Raw genomic sequence first — 16,564 nt, 5'->3', positions numbered from 1 at the left:
ACTGAAGTATTGTTACTAATTCCTACTTGAAATTTGCCCGTTTTTTTGTAGTGAATATAAGCAAGCACGTTTTGGTAAATGCTTTCACCAAATATATTAAACCCTTTAATTTCTATACTGTTAAATCCCTGGCTATGCATTAAGCTTGTTAATTCTTGCGGCTCAATAAACTTATTCCAATCGTGAATACCACGAGGAATTTCCTGCAAAATATTTTCTAATAGCCAAATCATTATTAATTTGGAGGCGAAAGTTTTATTAATTGTGTCAAATAAAAACAAGCCGTTTGGCTTTAAAATTCTATAAATTTCAGAAAGTGTCTGACGTAAATCTGCAATATGCTCTAAAACATCAACACAAACAACAATATCAAAAGTATTGGCACTATAAGGGAGGTTTTCAGAATATCCCTGTTGATAGTCAATCTGAAGTCCGCTTAGAGATGCGTGATCTTGAGCTTGTTGAATACATTTAGCAGATTGGTCGATTCCTGAGACTTTTACTCCTCTTTTCGCCATAAATTCGCAGGTAAATCCGCCGCCACATCCAACATCTAAGGCTTGCAATCCCTGCCAATTTGAAACATAGCGGTCAAAAAAATCAAATCGGGGTTGATTGAGATGATAGAGAGCATAGATTTTCTCATCTTCCTGCCACCACCTATCTGCACTCAAATCATAAAATTTTAAGTCGTTTTTTTTCAAGTGTTTGCTTTGCATCCTGTATGTGGGAAGGTTGATAGGACAAACGCATCTAAGGTAATTTTAGTCGCTGCTTCAGTGGGAAAATTATGCTGACATTGCGAACTCAATCATTCCACTTCTAGCCTATCGGCATCTAGTAGGATGTCCTTTATGAAAGGTAGCGATCGCTATCTTCGCTGCATCTGAGCGATAATAGCTAGCGTATACTGCCCGCAGCCACGCTTCTCGCTTTGTCTCCAGAAGCATAAATCTTATAATCTAAAATCAAAAATATTATCACAAGCCTCGTACAATGAAATATTGCTGGGAATATTGCTGGGACTCAAGGAGCTGATTTTATGCCACAGGCAGTGGGAACGATTGAAACGTTAGGGTTCCCAGCTGTACTAGCAGCAGCAGACGCCATGGTTAAAGCTGGTGCAGTCACGCTGGTTCATTATGCACTTGTAGAAAAAGGGAACTTTATGGTCTCCGTTCGGGGAAAAGTTTCTGAAGTCAACATCGCTGTTGAGGCAGGGATTAAAGCCGCAGAGACAGTCTACGGAGGTCAAGTGATCTCCCACTACATCATCCCCAATCCTACGGAAAATGTTGAAACTGTTATGCCCATTCATTTCACCCAAAAAGTTGAACAGTTCCGTATGTCGTAGTTGGTTAACAATCGGAACTTAATTGCGAGTAGACATTGCCAGCTATCCCAGCAATTATTGGGATTTTGTTTACTCGATTGTTTGGTCTTTTGTCAAGTCAAAAAGTGGGAAAGTAAAGGCAAGGGGCATTTCCATCCAAAGGTGCATCGAAAATTCGTACAATTAGTTCTTAGCTCTACGTAACTCAATTAAATTCAAATTCAGGAGATAGCCAATGCCACAGGCAGTTGGATCGATAGAAACGAAAGGCTTTCCTGCTGTCCTAGCAGCGGCAGATGCGATGGTTAAAGCTGGAAGAGTTACCCTAGTCGGATATATCCGAGTTGGTAGCGCCCGTTTTAATGTCAATATTCGGGGGGATGTTTCAGAGGTGAAAACCTCAATGGAGGCGGGAATTGCCGCAGTAGAAAAAGTTTATGGTGGCGTTGTAGAATCCTGGGTGATTATTCCCCGTCCCCATGAAAATGTCGTCAGTGTACTGCCAATTGGCTTCACTGAAGACGTGCAACAGTTCCGAGATGCTGTCGAACAGCCGATAGTCCGCAGGTAGTGGAAACATCTGTTAGCGAAAGGCGCGTAAGCAGCGCCTGCTGAGTAGAAAGACTGCCTGCAAGAGAGCGTCCAAAATCATAGCTGCTGTTACAACCCGTTTTCTTCAAGAAAATGGGTTTTTTTAGCAATATTTTTTGAATAAGACTCACTTTCCCTTTAAACCGGAGAAAACCTCTCTCTTACAAGTGGTTAATGATGTTCGTTTTTCACCTCACCCTAAAGGTAATTTCTTAAACCCTTGATTCGTCAGGGTTCTAAAATTTGGAGTTTCTCGTCTCGTGAAAATTTCGTGACGCTAGCATCGTACAAATACTGACAAAAACTAGAAATTACTAAATCTTTACTAAAATTCCCTATGTTTTTATCAGAACTATACAAATAATGCCGTAGTTGTATATAAAAATTGATGAATTGTGAATATTACTACCAGACTTAGCTAAATTAGTGGAGCCAGATATTGCAAACATTACTTGCTAAAGCTTCATCGGTAGGTACTCGCCCTGAAATCGAAGTGCTGCTAATCTGTGCCAGTACTCGGATGGAATTGGAAAGAGTTGAGCGGCTAGTCACTTTACTCCAGGAAAATCATATAGATTGGGCAGAACTGATGCAAATGGCGACTGAGCATAGGGTGATGCCACTTTTGTATTGGAACCTAAACAGCACCTGTCCGGAAGCGGTTCCGAAGAATATTCTGGCTAAGTTGCGGGCTGATTTTCAAACCCTCACGCGACGCAGCCTATTTTTGAGCGGCGAACTGGTTAGACTCGTAAATCTATTTGAAGCACAAGGAATTCCGGTTCTACCTTTCAAAGGGCCAGTATTAGCCGCTTCTGCCTACGGTAATTTGTTGAGAAGACAGTTCTGGGATTTAGACATTCTGGTGCAAGAAAGAGACATCGAAAGGGCAAAGGCGCTGTTTTTGTCTCAAGGATACCAGATGAAAATCGAGCGCATCGAAGTGACTCAAGAACAGGAAGCGGCTTTTGTGCGATCGCCTCATATTCATCAATTTGTACGCGAAGCCGCCTATCCATTTAGAAACCACCAGAAAGGAGTGTTGGTGGAACTGCACTGGGGAGTAATGCCAAAGTATTTTTCTTTTCCCATCGATTCTAAAGAATTGTGGGATGACCTGGAGCCAGTCTCCATTGCTGGAACGACAGTTCCCAACCTCTCGCCAGAGAATTCGTTGCTAACGATTTGCGGACACGGAACCAAAGACTGTTGGACGCAACTGGCAAGAATCTGCGACGTAGCCGAACTTATCCGCAGCCATCCGCAGCTAGATTGGGTCAAACTGATGCAGCAAGCTAGCGCCAAGGGCGGTCAGCGAATGTTGTTTATAGGTTTAAGGCTGGCACATCGTCTTCTAGGAACTGCCCTGCCAGATGATGTTTGGCAAAAGATTCAGGCTGACCCAGCGGTAGAATTGCTGGCGGCTGAAGTATGCGAACAGCTTTTCCGTTCGTCGGACGGATCTGTTAAAGACGGGACAACCACCCGCTTCCATTTAAAAGCCAGAGAACGCCTAATTGACAGGGTGCGGTATTCTCTGAAATTAGCAATCACGCCGACTACTACCGACTGGTTGCTACTACCCTTGGCGGAATTTCCAGCTTTCCTTTACTATTTGCTGCGACCACTCAGGCTAATAGGAGAGCAAATATTAAAAAGATTCAAGGTGAGTAAAAAAAACTTATGATTTTCATGCTTAAACTATAAAATTTATTCCTTAATCAAAATGGTAGTAAGTAAGGAATAAATCTTTTTCAATTTTAAACCGGATACATATTATGAGCTTTAAATTTAAACTAAATCAAAAGTTCATAATATGTATTTTGTAATAACTAATATTATTTAAAATCGTTAATTTATAATATAAGCGGAATCATTATAAAGTCTATAAGTTTAGTAATAAACCTAATTAGTTATACCTTGACATTAGAATATCTCAAGGTTAGCTTAGGGTTAAGAAAAGCGAAACAAAGCTTGGTAGTATAGCAAAAAAATCATGAATCATTCAGAGATATTTAAGGCGAATGCTCCTAAAGTTGTCCACGAAACGATTGATGGTGAAGTTGTAATCGTCAACTTGGATAAGGGAGATTATTATAGCTTAGTAAAAGTTGGAGCTGATATTTGGGAAGAAATTATTAAAGGGACTTCCAAAAGCAATATTATCCAAAAAATAATCCAGTGCTATGATGGCGATCGCCAAAATATTGAAAATACTGTCAATGATTTTATTGCCAGATTGCAGCAAGAAGAACTCATTACTCTTGATGGCACAGAAGATCCTAAAAATTTAAATATAGACAGCGCACCAAGCACCACAAACGACAATCCTGAAAAGCTCAGCTTTTCACCCCCAACTTTAGAAAAATATACAGATATGGAAGAATTGCTAGCTTTGGACCCCATTCACGAAGTGAATGAGGTGGTGGGCTGGCCTAATGTTAAAGTTGAAGCCTGATTTAATCAGCATTTGGCATCATTATCAGCAGCTTCAAAGTGTGTTGGGAAGGGGCAGTCGTCAGGATTTGCCCCTAGGTTTCAGCTAATTCCTTAAGTTTTTTCAACATGATGACTAACGAGTTGGCATCTGAGATTGCCACTAAAACAGAAGCGAAAGACCCTTTAGCCTTTTTTAATACGGTTTATGAATTATACGAAAAAGCTGAGGCTGCATCTGGTTCTATTGACCGTTTTTATTGCTTAGGCGGGTTTAAAATTCGGTTGCGTTTTGCTGGTTCAGCTTTAATTTCCTACATGACACCTGCTTTAGGACATTTAGCGACAGAAGCCGTTTCAGATCCAGCGCTGACAGTTTGTTTGTGGGATAGCGCCTCGACAAACACCGTAATGCCACCTCCACCTTGGCAAATAAATCATCATCATCCAAAGCGTGGGGAAATTATCGGGTTTACTAATGAGCGCATTCATACCAGTTTCCAATGGGGAGCGTTTGCGTTAAGTATTTTAGATAGCGATCGCAACCTGGGAATCTATTGGGTTGAGACAACCGAACAACTTCCTTACTGGGAGGCAGGTTCTCCGCTACGGACAATTTTTAACGTCTGGATGAGTAAGCGGGGACTGCAACTGGTTCATGCGGGTGCAGTTGGAATGCCCAGTGGCGGCGTGTTGCTAGTCGGAAAAGGGGGGTCTGGTAAATCAACTACAGCTTTAACCTGCCTTAACTCTGAGCTTTTCTATGCCAGCGACGACTATAGTTTGATTACTTCCGACCCCACTCCAACTGTTTTTAGCATTTACAGCACTGGCAAAAAAAATGCCGATGATGTTCAAAGATTACCCTTTCTGGCTAAGGCGATTAGCAATAGCGATCGCTTAGATTCGGAAAAAGCGCTTTATTTCATCAACGACCATTTTCCCGAAAAAATCTTGCCCAGTTTTCCTCTTCGAGGAATTTTAATTCCACGCATTACTGGGGAAACAGATACTAAGTTAACAGCCACCTCATCGGCAGCAGCCTTAGCATCACTTGTACCAAGTACCATCCTACAACTACCGGGTGCTGGCAAGGAAGCTTGCCAGATGATGATGAAAATCGTTAGCCAGCTTCCTTGTTATTACTTAGAACTTGGCACCGATTTAGGGCAAATTCCTGAAGTAATTTTAAACCTTATTTCCAATCGATAGCCAATGGAAAACCGCCAATTGTTCGTTAGCGTTATTATCCCTGTTTACAACGGAGAAAAATTTTTATCGGAAGTAATCCTTAATGTAAAAAATCAAGAATATCAGCCTTTAGAAATTATCATTGTTGATGATGGATCAACTGATGGAACAGCGGAAGTAGCAGCACAATTCAAAAATAGTATCCGCTATGTTTATCAGGATAACAGCGGTCCAGCAGCGGCTCGTAACCGTGGTTTAAGTATAGCGAAAGGGGATGCAATCGCTTTTTTAGATGTTGACGATTTATGGTCAGAAGATAAACTGAAACTGCAAGTAGGTTATTTAGTAGATAACCCCTCAGTAGAGATTGTCCAGGGATTAATTCAACAAATGAAGCTATGTCAAATTACAACGAACAATCAGCCCCTTTTTGAACCTGCTTACAATCCTTATAGCTATATAAATTTAGGAAGCGCAATTTATCGGAGGTTAGTTTTTGATAAAATTGGCTTATTTGATGAAACACTTAACTATGCTGAAGATGTCGATTGGTTTATCCGAGCGTGGGAAAATGGGATTTCAAAAGTTGTATTAGAACGGGTTAGTTTGTTTTATCGCAAGCACGAAGATAACATGACCGTTGGAAAAAACTTAGTCGAGCTTGGATTTGTAAGGATTTTCAAAAAACATTTAGATCGGTGCCGAAAACGAGGGAATTATCAAAAGGCTTCTTTATTAGATATGCCAATTAATGAGTACCTTGGCACTTCTCCTGAAATTCCTAAAATAGTGTAAAATTCTCAAAAAAATAATACAATGGAATATTTACCGCTAGTCAGTGTAATTATTGCTGTCAAGAATGGAGAACATCGATTAGCAGATGCTATCGAAAGCGTTCTATCGCAAACTTATAAAGACTATGAAATTATTGTTGTTGATGGTAAATCAACAGATAATACTGAAAAATTTGCCAAGTCTTATGAACGAGTTCGCTATATTTGGCAAGCTGGTCAGGGCCTTGCTGACGCTTGGAATCTTGGGATTGAGGCTGCGAAAGGAGAATTTATTGCTTTTCTTGACCACGATGATGTATGGACACCCAATAAATTAAGTCTTCAGGTTGATTACCTTATCAACAATCCAACAATTCAATATGCGATCGCTAAGTTTAGGTTCATTTTAGAACCAGAATGTCCTATTCCCTTAGGTTTCAAGAAAGACCTATTAGACAAAGATATTGTTGGGCCTATTCCTGGAACTTTAATAGTGCGTAAATCCCTACTAAATTCAATTGGTAAATTTAATACTGACCTGGTGATTGCTAGCGATGTCGATTGGTTTGCTAGAGCCAAAGATGAAAATATACCTATGGCTGTTATCCCCGAAGTTTTTCTATATAAACGAGTTCACACCCAAAATCTCTCATCCAATGCTGAGATAAACAATCAAGAATTATTGCAGATACTTAAGCAATCTGTTAATCGTCAACGTCGTGCCAAAATTAAAAAAGATGCAATTCAACAATGAAGCGATCGCATTATTTAGAGCCAACAGAGTTTTATAAAACCCAAATACTTTTTTCAAAAGTGTAGATTTACTAGAATCTGCTTAAACTTTTGCAAATGAAAAACATCAAAAAGATTCAATTCAATGGATTTATTTAAAGATATTGCAACTTAAATTAGAAAGAAAGACTTTGATTAAGAATGAATAATTCTTTTTTAGTTAGCGTTATTATCCCTGTCTATAATTGCGATCGCTATCTGGCTGAAGCGATTGAAAGCGTACTAGCTCAAACTTATCAGCCACTGGAAATCATTGTAATAGATGATGGTTCAACAGATAACAGTGCAGAAGTAGCAAAGCACTTTGCGTCATCAGTGCGGTACTATTCCCAATCCCAAAGCGGTGCTGGTGCTGCCCGAAATTATGGCACAGAATTAGCGCAAGGAAGTTTCTTTGCTTTTCTCGATGCAGATGATTTTTGGGTCAAAGATAAATTGACTTGTCAAATGCAGGTTTTTGAGAGCGAACCCGATATTGATATAGTCTTCGGATACGTTCAACAGTTTCACAGTCCCGAATTAGATGAAAGCATCAAGAATAAAATATACTGTCCTCCTGAATTAATGGCGGGATATCACCCTGGAACCATGCTGCTTAAACGGGAAGCTTTTCTTCGGGTAGGAAAATTTGAAACCAACTTACAAATGGGAGAATTTATCAGTTGGTATGCGCGTGCAACAGAGCTGGGATTGCGTGAAAAGATGTTACCAGACCTCTTGATGTCAAGGCGGTTGCACGAAACCAATCTGAGCATTCGCCAGCGTGAAGCGCGGACTGATTATGTCCGGCTGATTAAAGCTTCACTCGACCGACGCCGCGCCGCAACTTTGCCAGAAAATAATTCTTCATTTTCTCAATAAATATGAGTTTGAAAACTCGCCTTAAAGCTGCCTTAACAGCCTTCGTGAATCCGCCCACAGCTCCAAAGTTGGTAGTTACAAAACCAGCAACAGAGCCTTCGGTAGTTATCGATAATCAGCTTTTAGCTGGAAAAAATGTTCTGATAACTGGAGCAGCCAGAAATATTGGCAGAAGTATTGCTCTTGAAATGGCAAAACAAGGCGCAAACATTTTCTTCACTGACCTAGTTCGGGAAGGATGTGAAAATTTAGAAAAAGAATTAAGTTGCTATCCAGTTAAGTCAAGAGCCTTTGTGTCAGATATTTCTAAGACTGAAGATAACGATTATTTATGTAATTATTTATTAGAAAACAAAATAAATATTGATGTTCTTGTCAACAATGTGGGAATCCAATTTGAGACGAGCCAGATAAAAAACCTTGATTTAGGAGAATGGCATAAAACCTTTAATACCAATGTTTTCGGGCCAATGTATCTCACAAAGCTTATTTCTCAAATGATGGTTAATCATCGCATTCATGGCTCGATTATATATATCACGTCTATTCACCAATGGGAACTTGTACGTTGGCCTAGTTACAGCTCCTCAAAAGCTGCATTAGGAATGATTATCAAAGAATTGGCTCTAGAATTGGCAACTTCTGGGATAAGAGTTAACGGAATCGCTCCCGGTTGGGTAGCGGAAGATGACCAGGGAAATTCACTTCCTCACAACTATACTCCGCTGCATAACAGTTCAATTAATCCTGGTTATATTGGTCGGGCTGCTGTTTACCTAGCCTCCGACTATTTTTCAAAATTTACGACTGGAACCGTTCTCAAAATCGATGCTGGGTTGTCATTATATAATCATCGTTATGCCGAATATCTGAATCAATAAAAAAGCTTGTTATTTTAAAGAAAGCCAAATGTTTCATATCATAAAATGGGTAAAAAAAAAAGTAGAAAAGCAATTATTTTCAGGGCACTTGGAGGCGAAATGTCAAGCAGTTAAAAGTCTTTTCCCTAAAAATGCAACTTTTGAGCGTGTGGCTACGGGATTTGAATTTACAGAAGGCCCTATTTGGTTTGCTGAAGAAAAGTATCTCCTCTTTAGTGATATTCCGGGTAACAAAATTTTTAAACTGACTTCCAATAGTGAGGTAAAAGTCTTTAGAGAGCCTAGCCATAACTCCAATGGTTTGACTAGAGATAAGCAAGGACGACTCATTACTTGTGAACACGGAACGCGCCGCGTCACCCGCACCGAAAAAGATGGTTCGATTACCGTCTTAGCTGATAAATTTCAAGGTAATACACTGAATAGTCCTAATGATATTGTCGTGAAAAGTGACGGTTCTATCTACTTCACAGATCCGCCTTATGGCATCAAACCCGAACAGCAGGAACAACCAATCCAGGGGGTTTACCGCCTCTCGCCTGATGGCAAAGAAATTATAGTCGTAGCCGATGATTTTGATAAACCTAATGGACTAGCATTTTCACCGGATGAAAAAAAGCTTTATATCGACGATTCTGAACGCCGTCATATTCGCGTGTTCGACGTTCAAGCTGACGGTAAACTTGCTAACAGCCGCATCTTTTACAAGATGAATGGTAAGAAACCTGGTTTACCCGATGGGATGAAAGTAGATGTGCAAGGACATCTCTACTGCACAGGTGCAGGAGGCGTGTGGGTTTTCGATCCAGAAGGGAATCATTTAGGAACAATTCTTACCCCGGAGGTGCCAGCGAATTGTGCTTGGGGAGATGATGATTTGCAGAGTCTTTATATTACTGCTGGCACTTCTGTTTACAAAATTCGAGTCAATATTCCAGGCATCAAAGTGCCTTAATTGATTACCATCGTTTAAAATTTTAAATTACAAAAGATGCGTAAAATGAATCTATATAATAAGGATAGCTGTGACTGGCTTAATTCCGAGCAAAAATTGCTTTTGCGGGCAGCACTGTTGCAGGGAGAAGAGGCAATTGATTCTTGGAATCAATGGAAAGCATCTGCCGATATTGAGAATCTCGATGTAGAATCCTATCGATTGCTGCCTTTACTTTATCGCAACTTATCCGCACATGGCGTGACGGATCTGCATATGGCAAGACTGAAGGGAGTTTACCGACGCACATGGTGTGAAACCCAAGTTTTGTTGCAACAAATCGCAGCTATTATCAGTTGTTTTCAGAATGATGGTATCACAACAATGCTGCTCAAGGATGCAGCTTTGAATATACATTATTACAAAGATTATGGCTCCCGAATGATACATAATTTTGATCTTTTAGTTCATCCAGTAGATGCTTTAGCAGCCATAAGTTTGTTACAAAAAATTGGCTGGAGAGCTAAAGGAAAGATACCAGTTAAAATTACGCCTTTCTCTCATAATCTAGGATTTGAGAATGAATTAAAACAACAGTTTAATCTTCGCTGGCATCTGTTCGCAGATGGTTTTCAAGAAGATGCTGAAAAAGATTTCTGGGATAGTGCGATATTAACCAACCTGGATGACTTACCAACTTATGTTTTAAATCCTACCGAGCAGCTATTGTACGTTTGTGTATATGGAGGAATGAGTAATTTTGTTTTTCCAATTAGTCGGCTAGCTGATGCCGCAATACTTCTTAACTCATACCAATCAGAAATTGATTGGAACCGACTGGTAGCTCTAGCACAAAAGTACCGCTTAATTTTGCCCCTACAAAATGTATTGACGAAATTACATGAAATCCTAAATACGCCAATCCCTCTGTCGATTTTACAAGAAGTACAAAATATACCCATTTCTAAATTTGAGCGCAGCGAATATCAGCTCACGAGTAGACCAGAAAAATCAGTCCACGAGCGTTTGATAAGCAGATATCTACAATATTCAAGAGCAGTAAATACAGATAATTTTAAATTAAACTTTTTAGGTTTTCCTAGATATCTACAATATATCTGGGGTTTGGAACACTTATGGGAAGTTCCATTGCAAGCAATGATTCGGGGTATAAAAAGGCTCTGGTAAGAGCGATCGCTTTCACCTGAAAAGAGATGAAGACAACCAGGGTAGAAGCGATCGCCATCAATGCACTAGCAGATAACTATAAGCGTCTCCTAAAGCCCTTTACACATTTCCCTACCAGCCGGAAGAGGCAAGTTTCATACATGAGATAGAGCCTAGACACTCCAGAATCTGAGAACTTAAGAACAAATAAAGAAAATCTTCAACAACTGCTTTCTAATCATCATGTTTGGAAACCAAATTAAGACAGCAGCGTTGCTGGGACTCCTCAGCGGTCTTCTGGTTCTGGGTGGCTATTATCTGGTCGGCAACGAGCAGGGGCTATATTTAGGTCTGGCTTTTGCTGCATTCAGTAGTTTTAGCTCCTGGTACTATTCTGACCAAGCCGCCTTGATGGCGTATCGCGCCCAACCGCTAGAGCGTCAGGAGGCTCCAGAACTCTACGATATAGTAGCTTCTTTGAGCCAAAGGGCGGGGATTCCCATGCCGAAACTGTTTTTAGTGCCAACCAAATCCCCCAATGCTTTTGCAACCGGACGAGATCCGGATCATGCTTCTGTGGCAGTGACTCAAGGGATTATAGAATTACTCTCCCGCGAAGAACTTGAAGGTGTTTTGGCTCACGAACTTACCCACGTCAAAAACCGCGACACTTTAACTCAGGCAGTTGTAGGCACCATCGCTGGAGCGATTACTTTTGTCGGACGGATTCTCACTTTGGGAGCGCTCTACGGCCCTGTCACCCGCGATGACCGCCGAGGTGGAAACGCTTTGGGTGCCTTGTTTCTAATCGTTTTGGCTCCTATTACTGCGGCGCTAATCCAGTTTGCGATTTCCCGCACCAGGGAGTATTCTGCTGACTTGGGTTCGGCTGAAATCACGGGGAATCCTTTGGCGCTTGCCAGTGCGTTGGAGAAGCTTGAGGCAATGGGTCATCAGATTCCGATGAACGGCAATCCCACGATGTCGCCGCTACTGATTGTCAATCCTATCTCGACAAAAGGGTTGCAATCTCTTTTCCGTACCCATCCCCCGACTGAGGATCGGATTCGTCGTCTCGTAGAATTGGCTCAGCAACAAAAGCAACAAAAGCAAATGACTCCAGCGATCGCATAATGTGCAAGCAGTGCTGGTGATGCTTGATTTTAGCCGGTGGTAACGCCGGTTTTTTATTGAATGAGGATGCTAAACCGGAGATGTCTCGCGTTTCGATTATTATTCCCACGCTGAATGAGGCGACGTGCTTGGAACGCACGCTGCGCCAGTTGAATTTGCTAGATCCTCCAGCTTGGGAAGTGCTGGTGGTAGATGGGGGAAGTGACGATGAGACAGTTGCGATCGCCCAGCGGATCTTACAAGCGATCGCCCCGTCATCTCAAGCGCGTGTCCTCTGTTGTGATGTTCGCGGACGTTCAGTGCAGATGAACCGAGGCGCAGAGGCGGCGACGGGAGATATCCTGTGCTTCTTACACGCAGATACTTCGGTTCCAGATGATTTTGTGGCAGTGGTTGAGCAAACTTTAGCCGATCCATCTGTTGCTGGCGGCGGGTTTATTTCTTTGATGACTGGTTCCCAGACGACGCGCTGGGGAGTTTCGCTGCATAATTACCTCAAAACTTACTACGCGCCGCTGCTTTTCCGACCTCGTTTGTTTTTTCAGGGGTTGCGATTGTTATTTGGCGATCAGGTGATGTTTTGTCGTCGCGCCGATTTCTGGAAATGTGGCGGATTTGATCCGGCATTGCCAATTATGGAGGAAGCGGATTTGTGCCTGAAGTTGGTGCAACGAGGTCGGATTCGTCAAGTGAATCGAGTTGTGCAAAGTAGCGATCGCCGTGTGGCAAAATGGGGTTCGCTGAAGGCTACCGCGATATATCTCTACATCGGCTTTCTTTGGGGTATCGGAGTTGAAGCAACTTACCTGAAAAAGTTTTATGAGGAAATTCGCTAATTCGTTATTAGTTATAGAATCTGTTTAATTTCCCATAATAAAAGAACCCCACCCCCCAACCCCTCCCCGCTTGCGGGGAGGGGAGCCAGAGCCGCAGGCGTTGGCGGGGTGGGGTTCCGGGGAGTGGGTAATTACTGAATTTGATATCAAAGTGCATCTGCTGTCGCTCAACTAACAACTAATAACTCTTTTTTTCATTCAGATTCCAGTCGTAATAGAGATAGGAAATCGGCGTTGAAGCGTCAAGAGGCACGTCGGTTTTTAAATACAAGCGGATGTATTCAGGAATTGAAGGTGCGACTTTCAGTAAATCGCTCTTGTACCACTTGAAAATTTTGCTACAGTAAAGCGTTCCCGTTTGGAAATCGTAGCGAACTTTATCGGGATTATTGATAAAAAGACTGGCGTCATCCTCTAACTGAGTCCGCACCGATTCCGGAAAATATGCACCGTTTCGCAACAACGGACAACCGATGGATGCACAAACAAGGGCGAAGTGGATGCGGGGTTCGTCAAATTCGCGGCGGAGGATGCCATGTTCGATTTGGTTGAGGCTGTAGCGTTTACCTGCAAAGGAATAGACGGGACGGATGAAGAACAACAGGAAGATAAGCCAGTTGGGAATTCCTAAAATCTTCGGTCGGATGGATGGGATGGGATAGCGTGCTAGAACTTGATCGATCGCGATCGCATTATATAAATTCAGCCACAGCGCTAACCGTTCATCTAGGTTGGGATAATCCCCCAAATCTACTTCCTGCAAGGAATTCAGCCATTGTGAAAGCGCTTGCGATCGCTCTGAAGACCAAGCATGATAATCGACGCGACCTTCTAGATCCACGTATCGGCGCAGTAGCTCATCCCAAACTGTAAAGTCGATCATGGCTCAATACTTTCTCCGAGCGGACAAATCTAACCCCATATTAGAGTTACTCCCAAAACCCGCCAAGAAATAAATTTCTACAGCTTATACCCAAAGTTTTTTTTAATGGACTGAAATCTTTATCTAGTCAGTATGAGATTCCTATGCAAAAGGAATTTGGCTATTAGCCAGAGATTTTAATCTCTGGCGGTATTGCAACTGATGCAAGATGTGTGGTTCCCTATAAGTGAAGGAAGAACAACTAACCTTTCCTCTTCTTTTAGAGGATGTTTTGAAAGGTATGTTTAGTCGGAAAAAATTTCCCAAAGCGGAAGCTGAAATTGCAAACATTAACACCACGCACACGTGAATAAATAACGCATATTAAGCGCAATCTAACGTGTGTTTATCTGGCGATCATCAAAGAACTACTCGAAACATCGGAGGCTTTTATCTATATAGCTATTACTCGTATTATAGCCGCATAATAAACATTTTTTGACTTATTTAAGTTTTAAAAAAGCCTTTTTTGGTTTGATATTTAACAATAGTTTAAGTGTTAAACCCTTTATTTTTGGTAATTAATCTATAAAAATAGAAATCATAGTTAAACAATAAGTTTTATTATTAACAATTATTTAAGCGATAAAAAACTGATAAAAACATGGGTTAAGCTATCGAACAGTAAAAGTACCTCCTTGTAAGGGGTTCAAAATTTGCTCTGCTGCAAGGGACAAAAAAACCTTATAGTGCTTCTCGCTTGAGTGAAGCACACTCAAGCCCTAACTTCCAACAGAGTTCCTGGAATCGAGAAACGGGCTAATTTCAAAGCCTCTCTCTGATTTTAAAGAAAGAGCAAAATTCTACCGTATATACGTGAGAACGGCTATATTATTTTTCTTCTACCTAGAGTGAACCAAAAGAACTACTCACTGTACTTATAGCCTCGTAATAACGTCTCATAATAACGACAAATAATTCGTTATCCGGCATCTGGAGAGCGAGAAATAATCAAAGGAAAAAATGCATGAATGTCTTTGAGTTCGAGATTACCATCCAGAGCAAATCCGGCGATAGTAGCTGGCCTATTGTTGTCAGGTGTAAGCAACCGGATGGACTAACCATCCATTCAAAAGAGACTCTTGAGCTAAGTCAGGATGACTTTAACGAACTCACTCAACAGCAAGAAAACGAGAGGAAATACGGCACCCTACTAGGCAAAGCCCTGTTTCGAGGGGCTGTCTATGACACCTTTGTTCGTGCCCTATCCAAGAGCAGTCAGGACTGTCGCCTGCGAATTTTGCTATCGATTGAAGCGGCTGACAACGACGAAGTGAAGACCTTGCATTGGGAAAGGCTGTGTGCTCCGATTGATGCCGACGAGGATTGGGATCTTTTAGCCCGCGACCAGCGCGTTCCCTTTTCCCTGTACATTCCCACTATTATCGATCGCTGCTTTCCCCCGATTGGGCGGCGGGACTTGCGGGCACTGGTGCTGGTAGCGAGTCCCTCTAATATCGGTAAGTTTCAATTAGCACCTTTTGATGTTGAAGATGTCTTATCTGGAGTCAAGGAAGCGCTTGGTGATATTCCTTACGAAATTTTGGCAAATGATGTTGCAGGTGCTATCGGACCGCCAACGCTAAAAGAACTGTCTAAGCAACTGACTAACTCTAAGAAGCCATACACCTTGCTGCACTTTGTCGCCCACGGCAAGCTGCTGGATGACGGAGATACTGTTCTGTACTGGGCAGAAGCCGATAACCAAGTTGAGTCAGTTACGGGAGAACAATTAGTCAAAGAGCTGAAGAACATCGGTAATCATCAGAGGAGTTTACCTCACTTTGCCTTTCTCTGCACTTGCGAAAGTGCCGACCCCAGAGCAGAAGCAGGATTAGGTGGATTAGGGCAAAGATTGGTTAGACATTTGGGGATGCCTGCTGTAGTAGCGATGACTCGCAAAGTGAGCGTAGAGACAGGCTTAGCTCTAGGACAGAGCTTTTATCGACGGCTGAGAGAGTCTGGAGAGGTAGATACGGCGCTACAAGAGGCAACAGCCGGACTGGGAAAGCGCCACGATATTGCTGTTCCGGCCCTGTTTAGCCGCTTGGGTGGGCGTCCCTTATTTAGCGATCGCCTTGACGATCGGGATTTAACTGACGAGGAAATCGAGTATGGCATTGAAAAGCTAAGCAAACTCCTGGCAGAACGCGCCCCTAATGCCTCTGTACTCAATGAGAGCTTTAAAACGCAGGTAGAGATCCTCAATGATACCCAAGGAGCCGAGTCACGCATAGCGCGTGAACAGCGCCAGAAGGCAATACTAGAGATCGATAACCTGTGCGATCAAGTTCTGGAAATTAGCTTTGATGCTCTGGCAGCTTTGGGCAAGGAACCACCACAATACAAGGCTGAGTGTCCTTTTCCGGGTCTCTCTTCCTTTGCTGAGGAACAATACCATAAGTTCTTTTTTGGGCGCGATGAGCTGATTAGAGACTTACAAAAGGAACTGGCGAAGGATAATTTCTTAGCGGTTATCGGTGCTTCGGGCAGCGGCAAATCATCCGTAGTGCTAGCTGGGCTGATTCCTAAGCTTAAAGAGCAGGAGCCAAGCCTACAGTCGGTTCGTATCACACCGAGCAACGAGCCGCTGAAACAATTAGAAATCCTGTTAAAGGTCTCGGAACAGCATTCGGTACTGGTGGTAGACCAATTTGAGGAACTGTTCACCCTCTGCGAGGATAAAGACAATCGGCAAAAATTTATTGGCAAG

At 42.1% G+C, this 16,564-nt stretch carries 17 protein-coding genes; 14 read left to right on the top strand and 3 right to left on the bottom strand.

Annotated elements, in window-relative coordinates:
* Together ubiG and NDA06_RS23445 are read right to left on the bottom strand one after the other, a co-directional pair.
* On the bottom strand, positions 1 to 719 hold a 719-nt coding region (ubiG, locus tag NDA06_RS23450), incomplete at its 3' end, for a bifunctional 2-polyprenyl-6-hydroxyphenol methylase/3-demethylubiquinol 3-O-methyltransferase UbiG (RefSeq protein WP_348251883.1).
* 108 nt (positions 720 to 827) lie between these two features.
* Positions 828 to 950, bottom strand: coding sequence for a hypothetical protein (locus tag NDA06_RS23445; RefSeq protein ID WP_277877524.1), 123 nt, complete (start codon positions 948 to 950; stop codon positions 828 to 830).
* Positions 951 to 1,042: 92 nt separating this feature from the next.
* On the opposite strand from NDA06_RS23445, the gene NDA06_RS23440 reads away from it, so the two are divergent.
* From NDA06_RS23440 to NDA06_RS23380, 13 genes are all read left to right on the top strand, one after another.
* Positions 1,043 to 1,354, top strand: coding sequence for a carbon dioxide-concentrating mechanism protein CcmK (locus tag NDA06_RS23440; protein WP_190411530.1), 312 nt, complete (start codon positions 1,043 to 1,045; stop codon positions 1,352 to 1,354).
* A gap of 214 nt (positions 1,355 to 1,568) precedes the next feature.
* A complete protein-coding gene (locus NDA06_RS23435) occupies positions 1,569 to 1,904 on the top strand; it encodes a carbon dioxide-concentrating mechanism protein CcmK (protein WP_190411529.1) in 336 nt (111 codons plus the stop codon).
* Between the two features lie 459 nt (positions 1,905 to 2,363).
* Entirely contained in the window at positions 2,364 to 3,611 is a 1,248-nt protein-coding gene (locus tag NDA06_RS23430) for a nucleotidyltransferase family protein (RefSeq protein ID WP_190441427.1), read from the top strand.
* A 309-nt stretch (positions 3,612 to 3,920) separates the two neighbouring features.
* A complete protein-coding gene (locus NDA06_RS23425) occupies positions 3,921 to 4,382 on the top strand; it encodes a PqqD family protein (RefSeq protein WP_190411527.1) in 462 nt (153 codons plus the stop codon).
* 107 nt (positions 4,383 to 4,489) lie between these two features.
* Entirely contained in the window at positions 4,490 to 5,572 is a 1,083-nt protein-coding gene (locus NDA06_RS23420) for a serine kinase (protein ID WP_190985692.1), read from the top strand.
* 3 nt (positions 5,573 to 5,575) lie between these two features.
* Positions 5,576 to 6,346 (top strand): glycosyltransferase, encoded by a 771-nt coding sequence (locus NDA06_RS23415; RefSeq protein WP_190985693.1) that lies wholly within the window; start codon positions 5,576 to 5,578, stop codon positions 6,344 to 6,346.
* Positions 6,347 to 6,367: 21 nt separating this feature from the next.
* Complete coding sequence (locus tag NDA06_RS23410; RefSeq protein ID WP_190985694.1) at positions 6,368 to 7,078, top strand: glycosyltransferase; 711 nt, start codon at positions 6,368 to 6,370, stop codon at positions 7,076 to 7,078.
* A gap of 179 nt (positions 7,079 to 7,257) precedes the next feature.
* A complete protein-coding gene (locus NDA06_RS23405) occupies positions 7,258 to 7,977 on the top strand; it encodes a glycosyltransferase family A protein (protein WP_190411523.1) in 720 nt (239 codons plus the stop codon).
* Between the two features lie 2 nt (positions 7,978 to 7,979).
* A complete protein-coding gene (locus NDA06_RS23400; RefSeq protein ID WP_190985695.1) occupies positions 7,980 to 8,858 on the top strand; it encodes an SDR family oxidoreductase in 879 nt (292 codons plus the stop codon).
* Between the two features lie 148 nt (positions 8,859 to 9,006).
* On the top strand, positions 9,007 to 9,813 hold the full coding sequence (locus NDA06_RS23395; RefSeq protein WP_347277023.1) for an SMP-30/gluconolactonase/LRE family protein: 807 nt from the start codon (positions 9,007 to 9,009) through the stop codon (positions 9,811 to 9,813).
* A gap of 45 nt (positions 9,814 to 9,858) precedes the next feature.
* On the top strand, positions 9,859 to 10,980 hold the full coding sequence (locus NDA06_RS23390) for a nucleotidyltransferase family protein (protein WP_190985697.1): 1,122 nt from the start codon (positions 9,859 to 9,861) through the stop codon (positions 10,978 to 10,980).
* Positions 10,981 to 11,202: 222 nt separating this feature from the next.
* On the top strand, positions 11,203 to 12,093 hold the full coding sequence (locus tag NDA06_RS23385) for a M48 family metalloprotease (RefSeq protein ID WP_190985698.1): 891 nt from the start codon (positions 11,203 to 11,205) through the stop codon (positions 12,091 to 12,093).
* A gap of 80 nt (positions 12,094 to 12,173) precedes the next feature.
* Entirely contained in the window at positions 12,174 to 12,929 is a 756-nt protein-coding gene (locus NDA06_RS23380; RefSeq protein ID WP_190411518.1) for a TIGR04283 family arsenosugar biosynthesis glycosyltransferase, read from the top strand.
* 178 nt (positions 12,930 to 13,107) lie between these two features.
* On the opposite strand, the gene NDA06_RS23375 is transcribed toward NDA06_RS23380, so the two are convergent.
* The gene (locus NDA06_RS23375) at positions 13,108 to 13,812 is read right to left on the bottom strand and encodes a DUF547 domain-containing protein (protein ID WP_190985699.1); all 705 of its coding nucleotides are present in this window, start codon (positions 13,810 to 13,812) and stop codon (positions 13,108 to 13,110) included.
* A 1,006-nt stretch (positions 13,813 to 14,818) separates the two neighbouring features.
* Here NDA06_RS23375 and NDA06_RS23370 point away from each other — a divergent pair.
* Positions 14,819 to 16,564, top strand: a 1,746-nt coding sequence (locus NDA06_RS23370) for a CHAT domain-containing protein (protein WP_348251882.1), incomplete at its 3' end; no start/stop codon positions are given.

The sequence above is a fragment of the Trichocoleus sp. ST-U1 genome (genome assembly GCF_039961835.1).
Lineage (GTDB): Bacteria > Cyanobacteriota > Cyanobacteriia > Cyanobacteriales > FACHB-T130 > FACHB-T130.
Note: the sequence above shows the minus strand (reverse complement) of the source record. Positions and strands in the feature narration are given on the sequence as shown.